Origin of the sequence: Streptomyces sp. NPDC079020 (genome assembly GCF_044542225.1) — a bacterium.
Lineage (GTDB): Bacteria > Actinomycetota > Actinomycetes > Streptomycetales > Streptomycetaceae > Streptomyces.
The window spans coordinates 1-17,750 of sequence record NZ_JBITUB010000006.1 but is presented as its reverse complement, the minus strand read 5'-3'; the positions used below and the strand labels follow the sequence as shown (position 1 = coordinate 17,750).

At 69.9% G+C, this 17,750-nt stretch carries 19 protein-coding genes; 16 read left to right on the top strand and 3 right to left on the bottom strand.

The annotated features are described in order from the left end of the window. The 12 genes from ACIGJO_RS14075 (at position 1) to ACIGJO_RS14020 (ending at position 10,423) form a co-directional block, all read left to right on the top strand. Entirely contained in the window at positions 1–1,290 is a 1,290-nt protein-coding gene (locus ACIGJO_RS14075) for a CpaE family protein (RefSeq protein ID WP_399957050.1), read from the top strand. 3 nt (positions 1,291–1,293) lie between these two features. Continuing rightward, complete coding sequence (locus ACIGJO_RS14070) at positions 1,294–1,866, top strand: TadE family protein (RefSeq protein ID WP_399957047.1); 573 nt, start codon at positions 1,294–1,296, stop codon at positions 1,864–1,866. 3 nt (positions 1,867–1,869) lie between these two features. Further along, positions 1,870–2,319, top strand: coding sequence for a TadE/TadG family type IV pilus assembly protein (locus ACIGJO_RS14065; RefSeq protein ID WP_399957044.1), 450 nt, complete (start codon positions 1,870–1,872; stop codon positions 2,317–2,319). Positions 2,320–2,426: 107 nt separating this feature from the next. Beyond that, a complete protein-coding gene (locus ACIGJO_RS14060) occupies positions 2,427–3,764 on the top strand; it encodes a CpaF family protein (RefSeq protein ID WP_399957041.1) in 1,338 nt (445 codons plus the stop codon). 10 nt (positions 3,765–3,774) lie between these two features. Continuing rightward, positions 3,775–4,719 carry a type II secretion system F family protein gene (locus ACIGJO_RS14055; protein WP_399957037.1) on the top strand — a complete coding sequence of 315 codons (945 nt, stop codon included), beginning with the start codon at positions 3,775–3,777 and terminating at the stop codon, positions 4,717–4,719. A 22-nt stretch (positions 4,720–4,741) separates the two neighbouring features. After that, complete coding sequence (locus tag ACIGJO_RS14050; protein WP_399957034.1) at positions 4,742–5,629, top strand: DUF5936 domain-containing protein; 888 nt, start codon at positions 4,742–4,744, stop codon at positions 5,627–5,629. Positions 5,630–5,678: 49 nt separating this feature from the next. Beyond that, a complete protein-coding gene (locus tag ACIGJO_RS14045) occupies positions 5,679–7,007 on the top strand; it encodes a sensor histidine kinase (RefSeq protein WP_399957030.1) in 1,329 nt (442 codons plus the stop codon). A gap of 21 nt (positions 7,008–7,028) precedes the next feature. Then, on the top strand, positions 7,029–8,093 hold the full coding sequence (locus ACIGJO_RS14040) for a response regulator (RefSeq protein WP_399957026.1): 1,065 nt from the start codon (positions 7,029–7,031) through the stop codon (positions 8,091–8,093). 200 nt (positions 8,094–8,293) lie between these two features. Continuing rightward, positions 8,294–8,524 carry a hypothetical protein gene (locus tag ACIGJO_RS14035; protein WP_351868321.1) on the top strand — a complete coding sequence of 77 codons (231 nt, stop codon included), beginning with the start codon at positions 8,294–8,296 and terminating at the stop codon, positions 8,522–8,524. After that, on the top strand, positions 8,524–9,135 hold the full coding sequence (locus tag ACIGJO_RS14030) for a pilus assembly protein TadG-related protein (RefSeq protein ID WP_399957023.1): 612 nt from the start codon (positions 8,524–8,526) through the stop codon (positions 9,133–9,135). The genes ACIGJO_RS14035 and ACIGJO_RS14030 overlap by 1 nt, the downstream gene beginning before the upstream one ends. A 32-nt stretch (positions 9,136–9,167) precedes the next feature. After that, entirely contained in the window at positions 9,168–9,785 is a 618-nt protein-coding gene (locus ACIGJO_RS14025; protein WP_351868328.1) for a hypothetical protein, read from the top strand. Positions 9,786–9,793: 8 nt separating this feature from the next. Further along, a complete protein-coding gene (locus ACIGJO_RS14020; protein WP_399957019.1) occupies positions 9,794–10,423 on the top strand; it encodes an OmpA family protein in 630 nt (209 codons plus the stop codon). 236 nt (positions 10,424–10,659) lie between these two features. On the opposite strand, the gene ACIGJO_RS14015 is transcribed toward ACIGJO_RS14020, so the two are convergent. Further along, positions 10,660–11,250, bottom strand: a complete 591-nt coding sequence (locus ACIGJO_RS14015; RefSeq protein WP_399957016.1) for a hypothetical protein — start codon at positions 11,248–11,250, stop codon at positions 10,660–10,662. Positions 11,251–11,297: 47 nt separating this feature from the next. Next, positions 11,298–13,319, bottom strand: a complete 2,022-nt coding sequence (locus ACIGJO_RS14010) for a hypothetical protein (protein WP_399957013.1) — start codon at positions 13,317–13,319, stop codon at positions 11,298–11,300. A 428-nt stretch (positions 13,320–13,747) separates the two neighbouring features. Here ACIGJO_RS14010 and ACIGJO_RS14005 point away from each other — a divergent pair, with 428 nt between their 5' ends. Together ACIGJO_RS14005 and ACIGJO_RS14000 are read left to right on the top strand one after the other, a co-directional pair. Then, on the top strand, positions 13,748–14,341 hold the full coding sequence (locus tag ACIGJO_RS14005) for a hypothetical protein (RefSeq protein ID WP_399957010.1): 594 nt from the start codon (positions 13,748–13,750) through the stop codon (positions 14,339–14,341). Positions 14,342–14,548: 207 nt separating this feature from the next. Then, entirely contained in the window at positions 14,549–14,944 is a 396-nt protein-coding gene (locus ACIGJO_RS14000; protein WP_399957007.1) for a hypothetical protein, read from the top strand. A 243-nt stretch (positions 14,945–15,187) separates the two neighbouring features. Here the strand turns inward: ACIGJO_RS14000 and ACIGJO_RS13995 are convergent, their stop codons facing one another. Then, positions 15,188–15,565, bottom strand: coding sequence for a DUF192 domain-containing protein (locus ACIGJO_RS13995; protein ID WP_399957004.1), 378 nt, complete (start codon positions 15,563–15,565; stop codon positions 15,188–15,190). A gap of 105 nt (positions 15,566–15,670) precedes the next feature. On the opposite strand from ACIGJO_RS13995, the gene ACIGJO_RS13990 reads away from it, so the two are divergent. Then, the gene (locus tag ACIGJO_RS13990; protein WP_399957001.1) at positions 15,671–16,600 is read left to right on the top strand and encodes a prepilin peptidase; all 930 of its coding nucleotides are present in this window, start codon (positions 15,671–15,673) and stop codon (positions 16,598–16,600) included. A gap of 111 nt (positions 16,601–16,711) precedes the next feature. Further along, positions 16,712–17,566: a class I SAM-dependent methyltransferase gene (locus ACIGJO_RS13985; protein WP_399956998.1), complete on the top strand. Its 855-nt coding sequence runs from the start codon at positions 16,712–16,714 to the stop codon at positions 17,564–17,566. Positions 17,567–17,750: the final 184 nt, after the last annotated feature.

The following is a 17,750-nucleotide window of genomic DNA, read 5'->3' as shown; positions in this document are numbered from 1 at the left end:
ATGACCACCAGAATCCTCCCGGCCGTCGGTGACCTCGACGCGGCCAGATCGGTCACCACTCTGCTCAGCCAGCTCCCCGACGCGGAGCCGGCCGCGCCGGTCGGCGACTCGACCCAGCTGATCGACACCCTGGCCCGTCTCGCGGGCGAGTCCCTCGACGAGCTGCCCGAGGTCGTGCTGGTCCACGAGCGGATCGGCCCGGTACCGGCCCTGGAGCTCATCCGGGAGGTGTCGATGCGGTTCCCGTCCGTCGGGGTCATCCTGATCACCGCGGATGCCAATCCCGCTCTGTTCGCCGACGCCATGGACTCCGGCGCCCGCGGGATCGTCACCCTGCCGCTGAGCTACGAGGAGCTGGCCAACCGGGTCCAGGCCGCGTCCCAGTGGTCGGCGGGTGTGCGCCGCCACCTCACCGCGAACAACGAGGTGTTCACCGGCCCCGGCGGCATGGTCCTTACCGTCAGCGGCGCCAAGGGCGGTGTGGGTGCCACCGTCGCGGCGATCCAGCTCGCCCTGGCCGCGCAGGCGTCCGGCAACACCGTCGCCCTGGTCGACATGGACCTCCAGACCGGCGACGTCGCCTCGTACCTCGATGTGCAGTTCCGGCGCTCCCTGGTCGACCTGGCACTCATCACGGAGATCACCCCGCGGGTGCTGGCCGACGCGGTGTTCTCGCACTCGACGGGGCTGGCCCTGCTGCTGGCACCGGGCGAGGGCGAACGGGGCGAGGAGGTCAGCGACCGGTCCGCGCGCCAGATCGTGAGCGCGCTGCGCACCCGCTACGAGATCGTGGTGATCGACTGCGGCGGCCAGATGAACGGGGCCAACGCGGCGGCCATCGAGATGGCGGACGTGGCCCTGCTGGTCACGACCCCCGACGTCATCGCGGTGCGCGGGGCGAAGCGCATCGTACGGATGTGGGAACGGCTCCAGATCCGCAAGGCGGAGGAGACGATCACGCTCGTCAACCGCTTCACCCGCAACACCGAGATCCAGCCGCCCCTGATCCAGAAGATCACCGGAACCCAGGTGGCGAACGCGGCGGTGCCCGCGAACTTCAAGGAACTCCAGGCCTCGGTGGACGCCGGACGCCTGCACGAACTGGATGCCAAGAGCACCGTCAAGCAAGCGCTCTGGGGACTGGCCGGAGAACTGGGCATCGTCAAGGTCAGTGCGAGCAAGAAGAAGAGCGGTGGCACATTCAAAAACGACCGGGGCTCGATCGGACGTCCGCGCCGACGGCGCGACGGCGACGACCGGGACCACGGGAAGACCGAGGGGACACGTTGACCGATGACTACCAACCGGGCACCGGACACCGAGATACGGGGGAGGCGTGACGCCCGCGGCTCCCGGGGCGGGCTCACGCACTCCCCGGAGGGGCTCACGCCCTCACCGAGCGGCCTGAGGCGCAACGCCGCCCGCCGTTTCCGCGGACATGGCCATGTCGTACGGGGCCGCTTCGTACGGGGCCGCTTCGTACAGGACCGTTCCGTACGGGGCCGTGACCGCGACCGTGGGCAGACCGCGATCGAGTTCCTGGGGATGACCCCGTTCATCATCCTGATCATGCTCGTGCTCTGGGAGTGCGCGCTCATCGGCTACACCTGGAGCCTCGCGGGCAACGCGGCGGACGTGGGCGCGCGCAAGGGCAGCGGTGCGGAGTACGCGCAGAGCCGGGCATGCAAGAAGGGTGCGAAGGCGCATCTGCCGGATGCCTGGAAGGACAACGTCAAGATCACCTGCAGGTCCGGCCGCGAGCTGTACAAGGCCGACGTCAAGCTCAAGGTCCCTGTCCTGGTCCCGGGTCTCTTCGACCTGGACGTGAAGATCACGGGCCACGCCGGCTCGCCGCTGGAGGGCTGAGTGATGACCGTAACCGCACGCGTGAAGCACTCCGGCGGCAAGCGCGCCGACGGCCCCCGTTGCGTCCCCGCCGGTCCTCCCGGCAGGCGCCGCACCGACCGCGGCCAGGTCGCCATCGAGTACCTGGGCTTCCTCCCGCTCCTCATCCTGGTCGCCCTCCTCGCCATCCAGGCCGGCCTCGCCGCGTACACGGCGGCTCAGGCGGGTACGGCGGCCCGTGCGGCCGCCAGGACGGCGACCCAGGACTTCCCCACGGGCAGTGCCCGTACCGCGGCCCGGGACTCGATGAGCGACTGGCTCGCGAACGACGGCTTCCGGTACCGCGAGCGCGGGGGCACCGACGAGGTCACGGTCACCATCGAGATCAAGGTTCCCAACGTGGTCCCGGGCATGGACGGCAAGTGGGGCAAGTGGGGCAAGGCCAAGCGGAGTTCCACCATGCCCCGCGGATAGTGCCCCCGCGGGCCGGTGCGTCCACCGGCCCGCCCTCAGGGATTGACCGTCTGCGGGACCGACCACCCGCAGGTTCGACCGGACAGTGAGACCGAGGAGTTACGCACATGAGCCTGCGGGCACGCATGACCGCCCCGGAGGAGCACGGCGGGGCACGGGAGGACGGCCACATGGTGGCCACCTACCGTGCCAAGCTGCTGGAGGAGATCGACCTCGCGGAGATGTCCTCGCTGGCCGCCGCCGAGCGGCGGGCCCGCCTGGAACGCGTCCTCGGGCACATCATCAGCCGCGAGGGTCCGGTCCTCTCGACCATCGAGCGCTCGCAGCTGATCCGCCGCGTGGTCGACGAGGCCCTCGGGCTCGGCATCCTGGAACCGCTCCTGGAGGACGCCTCCATCACCGAGATCATGGTGAACGGGCCGGACCAGATCTTCGTCGAGCGCAGCGGCAAGGTCGAGCAGCTCCCGATGCGCTTCGGCTCGCACGAGCAGCTGATGCAGACGATCGAGCGCATCGTGTCGACCGTCAACCGCCGTGTGGACGAGTCGAACCCGATGGTCGACGCGCGACTGCCCAGCGGTGAGCGTGTCAACGTGATCATTCCGCCGCTGTCCCTGACCGGCGCGACCCTCACCATCCGACGGTTCCCGAGGTCCTTCACCCTCCAGGAGATGATCGGCTTCGGCTCGCTGGACGAGCAGATGCTGATCCTGCTCGCCGGTCTCGTCCAGGCCAAGCTCAACATCATCGTCTCCGGCGCCACCGGCACCGGGAAGACGACGCTCCTCAACGCCCTGTCCGGGCTGATCCCGAACAGCGAACGCATCGTCACGATCGAGGACTCCGCCGAACTCCAGCTCCAGCAGAGCCATGTGATCCGGCTGGAGTCCCGGCCGGCGAACGTGGAGGGCAAGGGCCAGATCACCATTCGCGACCTGGTCCGCAACTCCCTGCGTATGCGCCCCGACCGCATCGTCGTCGGTGAGGTCCGCGGCGGCGAATCGCTCGACATGCTCCAGGCGATGTCCACCGGTCACGACGGCTCGCTCGCCACCGTCCACGCCAACAACGCCGAGGACGCGCTGATGCGTCTGCAGACCCTGGCCTCCATGTCGGAGATCAAGATCCCGTTCGAGGCGCTGCACGACCAGATCAACAGCGCCGTCGATGTGATCGTCCAGCTGACCCGGCACGCCGACGGATCGCGAAGGGTCACCGAGATCGCGGCCCTGGACTCGCACGGCCGCGATCCGTACCGCATCGTCACCGTGGCCAAGTTCAACGCCCGGCCGATGGACTCCGACGGACGGATCGAGGGGGATTTCCAGTACCTCCCCCTGCCCCGCCGGATCGCCGACCGCCTCTACATGGCCAGCCAGCCCATCCCGCAGGCGTTCGGGGTCGCCGCATCCTCCGAACAGCTCGCCACCCGAGAGGCCAACTAGGTACTGAGCCATGGACAATGTGAATCTCCCCCTGATCACGATCGGCGTCACGCTGCTGTGCGGCGTGCTCGGCGTCATGGGCCTGCACGCCTACTCCGGCGGCAAGGCGGACCGCGACGCCCTCGTCGACCGGCTCTCCCACGTCGGCCACCTCCCCGAGACGGGCCGCCGCCGCCGGTTCCGCACCCTGGACCGCAAGCTCCGCACCACCGGCCTGGGCAAGAAGCTGGAGCTGAAACTCGCCGCGACCGGCATGGAACTCTCCCCGGGCGAGTTCCTCGTGTACGCGCTCCTGGCGATGGCCGGACTGTGGATGATCGCCTCCTCGATACTCGCCGCGTTCTTCGGCCCGGTGGCCGCCCTGATCGGTCTCTGGGGCACCAACGCCTTCCTGAACTGGCAGCGGGTCAAGCGCACCGAACGCTTCATCAACCAGCTCCCCGAGCTGTCCCGCATCCTCGCCAACGCCACCCAGGCGGGTCTGGCCCTGCGGACCGCGCTGTCCATGGCCGCGGACGAGCTGGAGAACCCGGCCGGTGAGGAGCTGGCACGTGTCGCCCGCCGCCTCGCCGTCGGTGAGTCCCTGGAGGACGCGCTCAGCGAGGTGACCGACCGGCTGCCCTCACGCGAGCTCGTCGTCCTGGTGACCACACTGGTCCTGTCCAACCGGGCCGGCGGTACGGTCGTCAGCTCCCTGCGCAACCTCACCGAGACCCTTGAGGAACGGAAGGAGACCCGGCGCGAGGTCAAGACCCAGCTGTCCCAGGTCACCGTCACCGCCTACGCCGTACCCGGCTTCGGCATCGGCGCCATGCTCCTGATGAACGCCGTGATGCCCGGCGCCCTCGACCGGATGACCGGCGCCCTCATCGGCCAGATCGCCGTCGTGGTCTCCATCGTCCTGTACGCGATCGGATTCATCGTGATCCGCCGTCTGTCCCGTATCGACGTCTGACGGCCTGGGAGAAGAAGCAGACATGGACATGATGCTCGCGCTCGTCGTCGGACTCGCGGTGTACGGAGCCATCCACGGCATCCGGATGTACCGGGCCGACGCCAAACTGCCCGGCGACCTCGCCATCGCCCTGGAATCCGGCGCCACCCGCACCAGCGCGGTCGGCTCCGGCGTCGACCGGCTCGGCATCCGCTGGGCCCCCATGGTGCTCCGGATGATGGGGGCCAAGGCCGTCACCAAGAAGCGCCGCCAGATCGACCTGGCCGGTAACCCCGGCGGCCTCACCATCGACCGCTACGCCGCCCGGCGCGCCGTCTACGGGGCCCTCGGCGGCCTCGGCGCGTTCGCGATGCTCCTGCAGGGACAGTTCTTCCTCGCGCTCGTCATGATCGCGTTCGGGCTCTTCTGGGTGGAGGCCGGTATCTGGTCCGCCATCCGGGTCCGCAGGGAGCACATCGAGCGCACCCTCCCGGACTTCCTCGACGTCCTGGCCGTCGTCGTCTCCGCGGGCCTCGGTTTCCGCCAGGCGCTCGCCCGCGTCGCCGAGAAGTACGAAGGCCCCTGGGCCGACGAACTGCGCATCACCCTGCGTCAGATGGACATGGGCGTCAGCCGCAGGCAGGCCTTCGAGGAGCTGCGCAGGCGAAACGACTCGGAACAGGTCGCGATGTTCGTCACCACGCTCCAGCAGGGCGAGGAGCTCGGTGCCCCGATCGTCGAGACGCTGATCCAGATCGCCAACGACATGCGCCGCACCGACGCCCAGAACGCCCGCCGGAAGGCGGCGAAGGCGGTACCGAAGGCGACCTTCGCCGTCACCTCCTTCCTCCTGCCCGGCACGCTCGTCCTGCTGACCGTCGGCTTCGTCTACGGCGCCGACGTCGACCTCGGCTTCATGTCGGGCGGCTGACGATGACCGACGACGGCGACCACGGGGACAGACGGGAGGTGACAGGCCCATGACGTTTCAGCTCAGCGGTGTCCACAACGGACTCACCGCGGACATGTCCGTGGCCACCACCGACCCGCAGTCGCGCCCCGCGCTCGCCATCCAGGTCAACGCCCTCCAGGCGATGTGCCGGCAGGTCTTCGGCTTCCGGCTGGCGATGATCGCCATAGCCACCCCGTTCGCGATCAGCCACACTGCGCGCGGCCTCGCCACCTGGTTCATCGGCGCGGCGATCCTGATCACGTTCATGGGCAGCTACGTCCTGTTCCGCGACTGGGAGCGCTTCGGCCCGCGCCTGCTGCGCCACCCCTGGATGCTCGGCATCGATGTGTTCCTGGGCGCGCTCCTGCTGATCACCGCCACCCCCGAGTCCACGCTCGCGTACGTCACCGTCTGCACCCCGCTCCTCGCCGGCCTCGTCTACGGCTGGCGAGGAGCCGCCGTGTTCGCCGCGGTCCAGGTCGTCATCGTCTTCGGCGTCTACAACACCGTCCCCAAGCTCGAAGGCGGCGACGCGACGAACCTGCTGCTCCCCGGCTTCTGCGTGATCGCCGGCGCCGTCGGGGTGACCCTGCGCAATCTGCTCCTGCGCTTCGGGACCGCCAGCCAGGCCCTCACCGAGACCCGCGCCCGCCTCGCCGTGAACGAGGCCGTGGAGGGCGAACGCACCCGCCTCGCCCGCGAGATGCACGACTCCGTAGCCAAGACCCTGCACGGTCTCGCCCTGGCCGCCGACGGCCTCGCCGCTTCCGCCGACCGGATGGACCCGCCCACCGTCAGGCAGCAGGCCGAACTCGTCGCCCGTGCGGCCCGTCGTGCCGCCGCCGAGTCCCGCGAACTGCTCACCGATCTCCGCCGTGAGTCGGGCCTGGACGGCGGTGTGGACGTCGTCGACGAACTCCGGGCCCGCGCGTCCGACTTCAGCGGCCGGCACGGACTCACCGCGACCTTCCGCCGGCTCCAGGAGCACATCCCCGTACCGCCCGTCCCGCAGGCGGTCGCCCGGCAGCTGCTCACGGTCGCCTCCGAGGCCATGGAGAACGCCCACCGGCACGCGGACCCCACCTACCTCATCGTGCTCGCGGGAGTGGAGGGCGACGTCCTGCGCATCAGCGTCTACGACGACGGGCGCGGCCTGCCCGTGGGCACCACTCTCGACACCCTCAGACGGGCGGGACACTTCGGTCTCGTCGGCATGGTCGAACGCGCCGCATCCATCGGCGCCCGTATCCGCATCGGCAAGGGAGACGCCGCCCAAGGCACCGAAGTGCGCCTGGAGATACCCCTCGCCGCTCTTGGCACCACCTCCACCGCCCCTCCATCCGCCCCCCACCCGTAGCTCCTGAGAGGAGGTCGCAGAATGCCGGACGACATCTCCCGCGCGTCGAGCAAGAACTGGGTGGCCCCGCACCACGCCTCCCCGCACACCTCGCCGCACACCGCACCGCCCGTCCCGGAACCCAGCTCCTCCGGGTTCCCCGTCCCCCAGCGGACCGCGGCACCCGAGGCCCTGCCCACTCCCTTCCCGGCCGCACCCGGTCCCCAGGCCCCCGGCAGGCTCCGGGTGGTGGTGGCCGACGACAACCCCGTGGTCCGGGCCGGCCTGGGCGTACTGCTCTCCGGCCGCGCCGACATCCAGGTCGTCGCGGAGGCGGCGGACGGCCGTCAGGCCTACGAGATGGCCCTCCGCCACCGTCCGGACGTCGTTCTGCTGGACGTCCGGATGCCCGGTGTGGACGGCATCTCCGCACTGCCGCACCTGGTGCGGATCGCCCCCGTGATGATGCTGACCTACAGCAGGGAGAGCGAGATCGTCCACGAGGCCCTGCGCCTGGGCGCGGGCGGCTATCTGGTGCACGGCGAGTTCACGGCCGACCAGCTGGTCCAGGCGGTCCGCGACACCACGCAGGGCCGGGCCAACTTCACCGCCACCGCCGCGAACGCCCTGCTCGCCCATATGCGCAACGGCGTGGGCCCGGGGCGCGGAGCACTCCCGGAGGGCCTGGGCACCGCCCTGACGACAGGAGTGCCGTACCCGGCCTCCGGTCATGAGGAGCAGCCCGGCTTCACACCGCCGCCACCACTCACCATGGCGACGCGACAGGTCCAGGAATCGGAAGGTCTTTCGCAACTGCAACCTGTTGTGGGACAGTCTTCCATGACCAGGGGGTCCGGCGCGGCTCCCAACAGGCAGCAACACGGGTTGAGTTCGAGGGAGGTGGAGGTCATGGAGCTGATTGCGTCCGGGATGAGCAACCAGCAGATCGCCGCCACCTGCTTCATCAGCGAGAAGACCGTGAAGAATCACATCAACCGTATCTTCACGAAACTTCACAGCGGCAGCCGCAGCGAGGCGATCGCCCGCTGGCTGGGCACGGCACCCGCGACGGGCCCCGGCCCGCGAAGGGCGGGCGGTCATGGCTGAGCGGGGCGGCAACGCGGGGGCCCAGAGCGCGCTTTGGGCCCGGGAATGGGTCCTGGGACCCTCTGGTGAGCGTGGTGCCTCCCTCTATGTTTCTCATGTCGCAAGCGGCACCGGCCAGGAGGAAGCCGGAGTCGTTCGCGACATGCCAGGAACGTGCGAGTCGGCCGGCAAGCGGTCGGCCGAATCAGGAGGGGAACACCATGTCGAACATCACCCTGAAGACCGCCGTGCGCGTCAACGGCTGGGCCAACACCGCCGTCAGCAGCATCCAGAAGCGCTACGCGGCGAAGGACCGGGGTCAGACGGCGTTCGAGTACCTGGGCATCATCCTGGTGGTCGTGGCGATCATCGGTGCGGTCGCGGCCTCGGGCATCGGCGGCAACATCTCGAACCGCATCGACAGCATGGTCTCCGAGATCACCGCTGGCTAATGACTGTCCGGTCTCGTAGCGACCGAGGGCAGGCCTTCCCCATCTACATTGTGATGGTGGCGGGCCTGCTCTTCCTCGTGTTCGCTTTCTTCGCTGTCGGCAAGGCATCGGCCTTGCGCAATGGTTCCCAGGGTGCGGCGGACTCCGCCGCGCTGGCTGCCGCCCAGACCGCTCGTACGGGTTTCCAGGGAGGGTTCATGGCCTCGCTCCCCGGGAAAATGCTGGACACGTTCCTGTCGACCCCCTTCGTCACGCCGTGCGGCGCGGCGCAGAGTTTCGCTTCGCAGAACGATGCGGACGTCAAGATGTGCGGCAGTCCCACCATCGTTCCGCGGTTCGACAGGATCACGGTCGAGGTCGAGGGCCGCAAAGCGGTGGACTCGCCGGTCATTCCGGGGACGGAGCGGAAGTTCGCCCACGCCAAAGCCACTGCCGTCATCGAGTTCCGCTGTGACTGGCAGTCCTTCGACTTCAACGACGACGGTGCCCAGGACCTGTACGTCTTCTCGTGCGGCAAGGCCGGGGTCGTTGAGATCGAGCCTTTGGGTGCCCCCAAGGACTGGTCGAAGATCAGCAAGATTCTTTTCGACGTGCGGTTGGTCGACAAGTGACAGCGAACGACGAGTAGAGGGATTCGGATTCCATGAGTATTCGGCGTACCACGAGAAACCGAAGGGCAATGGCGGCTGCCTCCATGGCTGCGGCGCTTGCCCTCGCGCTCACCGGCTGTGGTGGCGACAGCGACGGGAAGGGAGATGCCGGCAGTTCGGCACCTTCCGGCGCCGCCGCTCCTTCGAAGACCGCAGACAGCGACACTGTGGTCCAGGAGGACACGGCTGCCGGTGAGAACGTGGACCCGGATGTGAAGCTCGCCGAGATGCGCGGCCAGGCCGGCGTCACGCTCGTTGTCAATCAGGTGCTGCGTGACTCCGGCGGCTTCGTGACCGTGCAGGGCGAGATCAAGAACGAGGGCGACAAGTCCGTCAACCCGGCAGCGTGGGCGGGAGGTGAGACCGCCATTGTTCTGAAGAACATGAACTCGGTGGGCGGAGCCACGCTGGTCGACAAGGTGGGCAAGAAGCGCTATTACGTCCTGCGGGACACGGACGGACGCTGCTTGTGCACCACCAAGATCCGCCCGCTTCTTCCCGGAGCGACAACTCCGGTGTTCATGCAGTTCCCGGCTCCGCCGAGCACGACCACAGAGGTTGATCTGGCGCTGCCGACGTTCGCCACCACCTCTCTGAAGATTTCCGGGTGATGGTGAGCATGGCGAACATCAGGATGATGGGAGTCCCGCTCGCGACCGCTGTGCTTCTGTCGAGTGTGACGTTGTTCGGTGCGGCGCCCGCACTGGCGGACGACGGTCCCAGCGTGCCCCCTGGGACGGAGGCCACCTCCGAGCCGCCCGTCAAGATCGATCCCAATGATCCGGACCTGAAGATGCCCGAAGGGGGCACACTGGCCCCCGGCAAGGTCCTCGACATCATCCAGGTGATCGAGGACATGGGCGGCGAGGAGCGCCGTGAGGACAGCAATGCCAACATCAAGTTCGCGCTCCAGGCCGAAGTCCTCTTCGGCAAGGACAGCGCGAAGCTGAGCCCGGCGGCCAACTCCCGCATCGCCGCCATCGCGGCGGAGATCAAGAAGCAGAACGCGACCAAGGTCCGCGTCTTCGGCTTCACCGACAACCTCGGCTCCTCCGCCCACGGCGACGTGCTCTCCAAGCAGCGCGCCGACGCGGTGCACGGGGTCCTGTCGAAGGAGCTCGGCTCCACGATCACCTTCGAGATCCGTGGATACGGCGAGCAGTACCCGATCGCCAGCAACAGCAACGAAGAGGGCAGGAAGAAGAACCGGCGTGTGGAGGTCTCCTTCCCGCGCGGCACCGCTTCCTGACCTCCTCCGCGAGGCACACGCGCGCCGCGCGTACGACGCGCGAGTGACACGCACACGCGCGCCGCACGCACGAGCGACACGCGAAGGGCCCGGCACCGCGGCTCCTGGAACCCCAGGGCCGCGGTGCCGGGCCTTCGTCATGGCAGGGGCGGCGGGTCCCGGCCCGGTCCGCCGGAACCGGAACGGCCCGGCCGGCGCTCCCCGGCAGCGGGGGAGCGCCGGCCGGGCCGGACGGACTACTTGACGGTGATGGACTTGACGAACGCGTCCAGGTCCCCGGCGGTCAGCTGGTCCTTGACCGCGTTGATCCGGATGGCGAACGGCACGCCCTCGGAGTCGACACCGGCCACCACGACGCCCGTCATCGGGGTCCCGACGGTCGGGGTGTCCTCCTTGCCGTCGGCGGTGAATTCGTAGTCGATCCGGCGGGCCTCACGGGCGCTGTCCGCGCCTTCGAGACGTACGTCCTCGGTGTCCTTGCGGGTGGCTCCGAGGCCGAGGCCCGCGCCCGCCGCGGCCGCCGCCTCGCCGGCCGTGCTGACGCCGGTGGCGAAGTTCAGCTGGACCGAGACCATGCCGGTGCGTACGCCGTCCTCCGTCCTGAGCGCGACGGCCGCGTTGCTCTTGCTGCGCTTGTCCGCCGGCTGCTCGGCGTATCCCTTGTTCTTCGGGTAGCCGACGGACAGGCTCTTGGTGTCCAGCGTGCCCCAGCCCTCCGGGACCGCGGCGGTGTCGTCGCTGCCGCAGCCCGTGAGCAGGGCCAGGGCGATGACGGCCGCGGCGGCCGCGCCGAGCGGCCGGGACTTCTTCGGTGTGGATGTGGTCATGGCCGTCATCGGTGCTCGCCTCTTCGTCGTGCGGTCGGTCGACGTGCTCACTTCGCGCAGTAGCTGTACGGAAGATACGTGCGATTGTCGCCCTGCGGGGCGCCGAGGAACTGCGCGTCCGTCAGTGTTTCCTTCTTGTGCTCGTCGGAGATGGAGAAGCCGAGGCTCATGCCGAGCGAGACCTCGAAGCCGAACTCCTGGGCGTCCGTCTCGCCGTGGTAGCGCATCGTGCTGGAGAGACCGTCGTCGAACATCATCTGCTCGAAGGGGTCGCTGCCCGCGGGCCGCTTGTCCATGGCGTGGTCGCCGAACATGTACTCGAACGGGGCGGTGTTGTTGCCCGAGCCGTCCAGCCACTGCTCGGCGATGGCCCGCTTGCCCTCGGTGGCCTTGTCGGTGTCCTTGCCGAAGATGATCGAGTTCGTCTGGACGTCGAGACCGGAGTCGCCGGAGGAGTCGCCGACGCTGCCCTTGCCGCCGCGCTTGTCCTTGCCCTTCTCGCCGTTGTCGCCGCCCACCTCGACCTTGCCGGAGGTGGAGCCCTTGTCCACCGTCTGCGTCATGTCGATCCGGACGATCTTCCCGGTCTTCTGGTCACGGGTGACGGTGATGGCGCCGGTGTGGTTCTCCTTGCCGCCCAGGCTGCCCTTGACCGGCCCGGCGTTGCCGCTGAGCTTGCCCTCGAGTTCGAGCTTGGCGGTGTACGTGTACGACTCGTTGCCGTTCACGTCGTCCTTGGTGATCGTCACCTCGGGGGAGAACTTGGCCTTGCCGCCCAGCTTGGCGCCGAGCTCGGTCTCGTCGCCCGACTTGATGGAGAGCCCGCCGTCCGCGTACGCGTTGAGTCCGACGGTCGAGTAGGAGATCTTCTTGTCGCCGATCTTCTTCTCGATGGCTTCCTTCTTCTCGGCCCACTTCATGCCCGAGTACCAGCCGCCGCCGTAGCCGCCGCTGTGCTTGGTGGCGGTCTCCCACATCTTCATCTCCTCGATGTCGTCCCGCATCTTCTGAGCCTCTTCCTCGCTCTTGAAGATCCAGGTGTCACCGTTGGTGATCTTGATGCCGCCGCCGATGTCGATGTCCGCCTTGCCGAGGCTGCCGAGCTTGACGCCCGGCGTGCTGGCGGTGGCGCCCGCCGAGGCCGCGTCGGTGAACGTCATGGTGACCTGCTTGTCGTTCTCGTCGACCTTGCCGTCCCCGTTCACATCGGAGTTGGCCCGGGACACCTTCTGCTGGAAGCCGTACTCCTCGCCCCACTCGAACCAGCCGATCTTGACCTTGCCGCCCGCCGTGTCCGAGATGCTGGAGACCTGGCACATCTTGGGTTCGTAGTCGGCGTCGGTCTTCGGCTTGGCCTCCGGCTCCGTGCCACCGCCGGTGGAGCAGGACCCGCCACCGCCGGCGAGCGAGCTGATGGCGCACCGGATGCGCTCGCCGATCTTCCCGCCGACCCCGGCCATCGCCATGGCGCCGATCAGCATGACGACGAGGGTGACCACGCCGAGGTACTCCATGGCGGTGGCCCCGCCGTCCCGCCAGTTGTACGAGTACTGCGGCGGGGGAGGGGGCTGCGTGGCCCGCTCCTCCAGCAGCCGGTCGACGGCCACACCCGCGGCGGCGCCCGTGGCCAGCGAGACGACCGGCATCAGGACACCCTCGATGCCGACGACGTTCCACGCGACCGCGAAGCCGTACATCAGGCCGGCCAGGGGCACCGCCAGGGCGGCGAGCAGATAGACGACGCGGGATTCGCGGTGCTCGTCGGGGAGGATGCGCGCGGCGGCCAGCACCGTCAGCAGGGTCACCACGAGGCTGGGTACGTGCATGAGCGCGAGGCGCCAGCCGAACGACTCCAGCCTCTCCCCGCTTCCCAGCAGTTCGACCAGCACCCGGTCGGTCATGAAACCGGCGGCGATGTAGACCAGGGCCCCCGTCGCCCAACTGCGGGTCAACGCGAAGAACCAGTTGCTGTGTTCACGCTGATACAAGGTGCCGGGCCCGCCCGGACCGCGATGCCCCGCCGATATGTGGCTCGCGCTCCTGTCCCCCCAGCCGCCGCCACCGCTCACGGTTCAACCTCTCTCCGGCACACGGGTGTTGCCTGTCGCCGTGAGCGTACGGCCGGAGAGCGGCGGTGGCGCGGGTCCCCGGCCCCAAAGCCGGGCCCAACCCCGACGCCGGTGATCAGCGCGTTCGCGTCGGTCCGGGGCGCCGGACCGACGCGGCGGGTGCGCCGGTTCCGCATTTGGGCCGCCCGTGGGTCCGTGGGCCCACGCCGGAGCCGTCGCGGCTCATTACGCTCGAACGTGCCGGTCGTCGCCGACCACGACACCGCCGCCGTCCACGCCTGTGATCCGGGCGCTCGCCATGGCCCTTATCCGGGCGCACCCATGGGCATTCCGACACCGGTGGCACACGTTCGACCGGGTACCAACCTCTCATGCTCGATTTGCGCACGCGAATAAACATGTTCACGCTGTGATGGGGTGAGGCGTCGATGAGTACCGGCTTCTTCTACTCGTACCACCTGGGCTGGACCCGCCTGGACGCCCAGACTCTGCTGGGGGACCTCGAAGCGGAGGGGCTGCGGCTGGCCCATCCGGCGACCGGGCGCACCGTGCTCGTCAGCCAGGACTCCGCGTCGGCCGGGGCGCGTTCGCCCGTCACCCGGGAGCAGTTGCTGTCCATTGCCGGACTGCAAAGGCTCGACGAGATCGGGTTCCGGCTGTGGGTGGGCGGCGCGACGGACGTCCTCGTACGCGTCCGAAGGGCGCGGCGCGGGGCCGTGGCCGTCGAGTTCGGCCTCGGTGAGCTGCCCCCCGAGGAGCAGGACCGGGCCGTGAGCGCCATACGACGGACCATTGGACGCGCGTCCGTCCTGTGCATCGGATTCGTCGTCGACCGGCGTGGCACGACCTCGGCGACCGACTGGGACGGGGTCGTCATCGACGGTGCGGCACCTCTCGACGAGTGGCCCGACGTCGTCGCCGTACGCGAGGAAATCGCCGCCGCGCACCCGCAGTTGGCGTTCCTCGACTCGGTCGGGCACTCCCCGTGGCGGGTGTTCGGGAACTCGGTGCTCAGCGTGTGACGGGTGGCGCCGGCCCTCGCGCGAGGGCCGGCGCCGCCTTTCCCGCGCGGTGCGTCGCCCTCACTCGGCGCCCTGCCCGTCAGTGGGTCCAGGGGCCCAAGACGCCCGCGACCTGGGAGGTTAGCGTCACCTTCGTAACGGAACAGGGCCCGGCCCGGCGCTCCCCCATGGCGCCGGGCCGGGCGGCTACCAGAGGGTGACGGCAGAGTGCAGACGGCGGAACAGCTCACGCTGACCGACGAGGAGTCCCAGCTCCTCCAGCAGGGTTTGATCGAGTGGAGCGGCCCGGCTCGCTGTACCGAGGAATTCGCCGTCGCCATGGGGTTCGACGGCACCGAGGATCTGCACCGAAGAGGCATCGCGATCCGCGGCGCACTCGCCGCACGCGAACCGCTGGCTCCGATGGACTGGGCACGGGCACTGCTGGCCACCGAACTGGCCTTCGCCAGTGAGGTGGTCGGCTCCGGGTACGGGTGGTCCACGACGACGGGCCGGCCCGACGACCTCACGGTACGTGTCCTGCGCTCCACCCAGCTGAAGCTGATCCGCACGGTCGGCCCGCTGGTCGGCCGGGGACTCGGCACCCGCCCCACCGGCGCCTGACGCATGCCCCCGCCACGGGTCCACCTGGCGCGGGGGTGACGACTGCCGATGGCCGTGTCCTTCCCGCCAGCCGTTTGCTGTGATGCTGAGTGAAGCCCGCGCGGAGTTACCGGACTTCGAGGGCGGCATCGTGCCGCGTGACCGCGTGACCGCGTGACCGCGTGAACGGCGCGGGTGGGCACGGCGCGGGTGGGCACGGGCGGGCACGGGGCGCGGGGAGGCAGAGGCGCGCGGGAGGGCTCGTTACGCGTCGCTCGTGGCCGTGACGTGGACCTCGACCCGGGCACCCGGCCGCAGCCCCCACTGTTCCATCGCCCCGGCCTCGGACTCCATCACGTGCCGGGCGCGCAGGCGCGGCAGCCCGAGGCGGCCGGGCTTCATCGTGCGGACCGCCAGCACATTGAACTTCCGGTCCAGATACGCCACATCGATGGTGAACCGCATCCGGAAGGTGTGCACACTCCCGCACGGCGTGAGCATCAGTGCCCCCTCGATCCCGTCCTGCCCCAGCAGCCCCCGGGTCCGGGCCCGGTAGGAGGCCGCTATCCGCAGCGGAACCGCGCACTCCCCGGTGTCCGTGCCGACCGTGACCGTTCCTTCGCCATCGCGCCATTTCCTCATGGGCACCGACCGTAGCCCCCGACGACGGATCATGGGTCCCGAACGGCCCCCAGTGGGCCCCAGGGCCCAAGCCCCTTGTCGTACCGCCCGATTAAGGTCCCTGGTGTGGACGCAACGCTGATCGCCGTCGCCGCCCTCTGGGGCGCCGCCACCGGGATGCTGGTCCCGCGTGCCGCGTACCGGTTCTCCGTCGAACCGGAGGAGGCCTGGCGCGACGCCTGCCCCGCCGGGCACCCGCTCACCGGCCCCGGCGGCGGCTGGTTCGGCCCGGCGCGGTGTACGGCCTGCGCGTCGGTGCCGGCCACCCACGCGCCCCGGACGACGGCCCCGGCCGACCACGGCCCGGACGGTGACCGCGTCACCGAGGCCGCCGAGGGTCCGGAGGCCGCATCGAGACCGGAAGAGGCCCGGGACGCGGTGCCGGGCGCGGCGCCGGACGCGGCGCCGGGGACGACGCGGGGTGCGGACCGTGTCCCGGTGCCGCCCGGCGGACGCTACGCCCCCCGCGTCCTCACCCCTCTCGTCACCGCGCTCGCCTGCGCCGCGCTGGCGGCCGGCACCGGCACCAGGCCCGAGCTCGCGGCCTGGCTGCTGCTCGCCCCCGTCGCCGTGCTCCTCGCCGTGGTCGACAGCCGGGTCCACCGGCTGCCCGACCCGCTGACCCTGCCCCTGGCCGGTGCGGCCATCCTGCTTCTGGGGGCCGTCGCCCTTCTTCCCGAACACGCCGGATCCTGGACCTCGGGGCTGCTCGGAGGGCTCGTCCTCGGCGGGTTCTACTTCGTGCTCTTCCTGATCAACCCGAATGGCATGGGCTTCGGCGATGTGAAGCTCGCACTGGCCCTGGGGATCGCGCTCGGCTGGTACGGCTGGGCGGTGCTGTTCGTGGGGGCCTTCGCGGGGTTCCTGTACGGGGCGGTGTACGGCCTCGGACTGGTGATCCTGCGCCGCGCCGGGCGCAGGACGGGCATCCCGTTCGGTCCGTTCATGATCGCGGGGGCGCTGACCGGGCTGCTGCTGGGCGCCCTGGCTGCCTGACGCCCCGACCCCCTGAACCTCGGTGGCCCGAACGGCCCGGCGCCGCCCGCCCGGCCCCGGTCCGCAAGAAACGCGGTCGCGGTTCCGGTGCCCGCCTGGAACGATTCCCGCATGCCCGAACAGCTCCCCTCCTCCGGCCCCACCGGTACCTTCCCCGGCTCCTCCTCCACAGCCTCCGACGAGCGGTTCGAGGCGCTCGTCCGTGAGGCCGGCACCGTTTCCGTGGACGGCTGGGACTTCTCCTGGCTCGACGGCCGGGCGACCGAGCAGCGGCCTTCCTGGGGTTACGCCCGCGCCATGGCGGACCGGCTGGCCCATGCCCGTGCCGCGCTGGACATCCAGACCGGCGGCGGCGAGGTCCTGGCCTCCGCGCCGAAGCTCCCGCGGCTGACCGCGGCCACCGAGTCCTGGCCTCCCAACGTCGCGAGGGCCACCGCCCTGCTCCACCCGCTCGGCGCCGTCGTCGTCGCGGACCCCGACGAGCCTCCGCTGCCCTTCGGCGACGCGGCCTTCGACCTGGTGGTCAGCCGGCATCCGGTGACCACCTGGTGGGAGGAGATCGCCAGGGTCCTCGTGCCGGGCGGTACGTACTTCTCGCAGCAGGTCGGACCGGCGAGCGTCTTCGAGCTCGTCGAGTACCTCCTCGGCCCGCAGCCGCCCGAGGTGCGCGGTGCCCGCGACCCCGGGGAGGCGTGTGCCGCCGCCGGGGCGGCCGGTCTCGACGTGGTCGATCTGCGGCCCGAGCGGCTGCGCACCGAGTTCTTCGACATCGGCGCCGTCGTCTACTTCCTGCGCAAGGTGATCTGGATGGTCCCCGGCTTCACGGTCGAGCGCTATCGCCCGCAACTGCTGTCCCTGCACCGCAGGATCGAGGCGGAGGGCCCCTTCGTCGCCACCACCACCCGCTTCCTGATCGAGGCCCGCAAGCCGGGCACCCTCCCGCCCGCGGTCCGGCCCACCGCGTAGTGCTGGGACCTGTCCGGGGCGGTGTCCGGTACGTCTCACCCGGGGCCCGTCCCGCCGCCGGTCCACAACACCCCGTTCTGTCAACGTACTTAGACCGACCGGCAAATGGATCACTTGAGGCGTCGGGTGGTGGGGCGGCCGTCCCAGCGGTAGCGGCTCGTCGAGCGTCGGATGAGCATGCGGA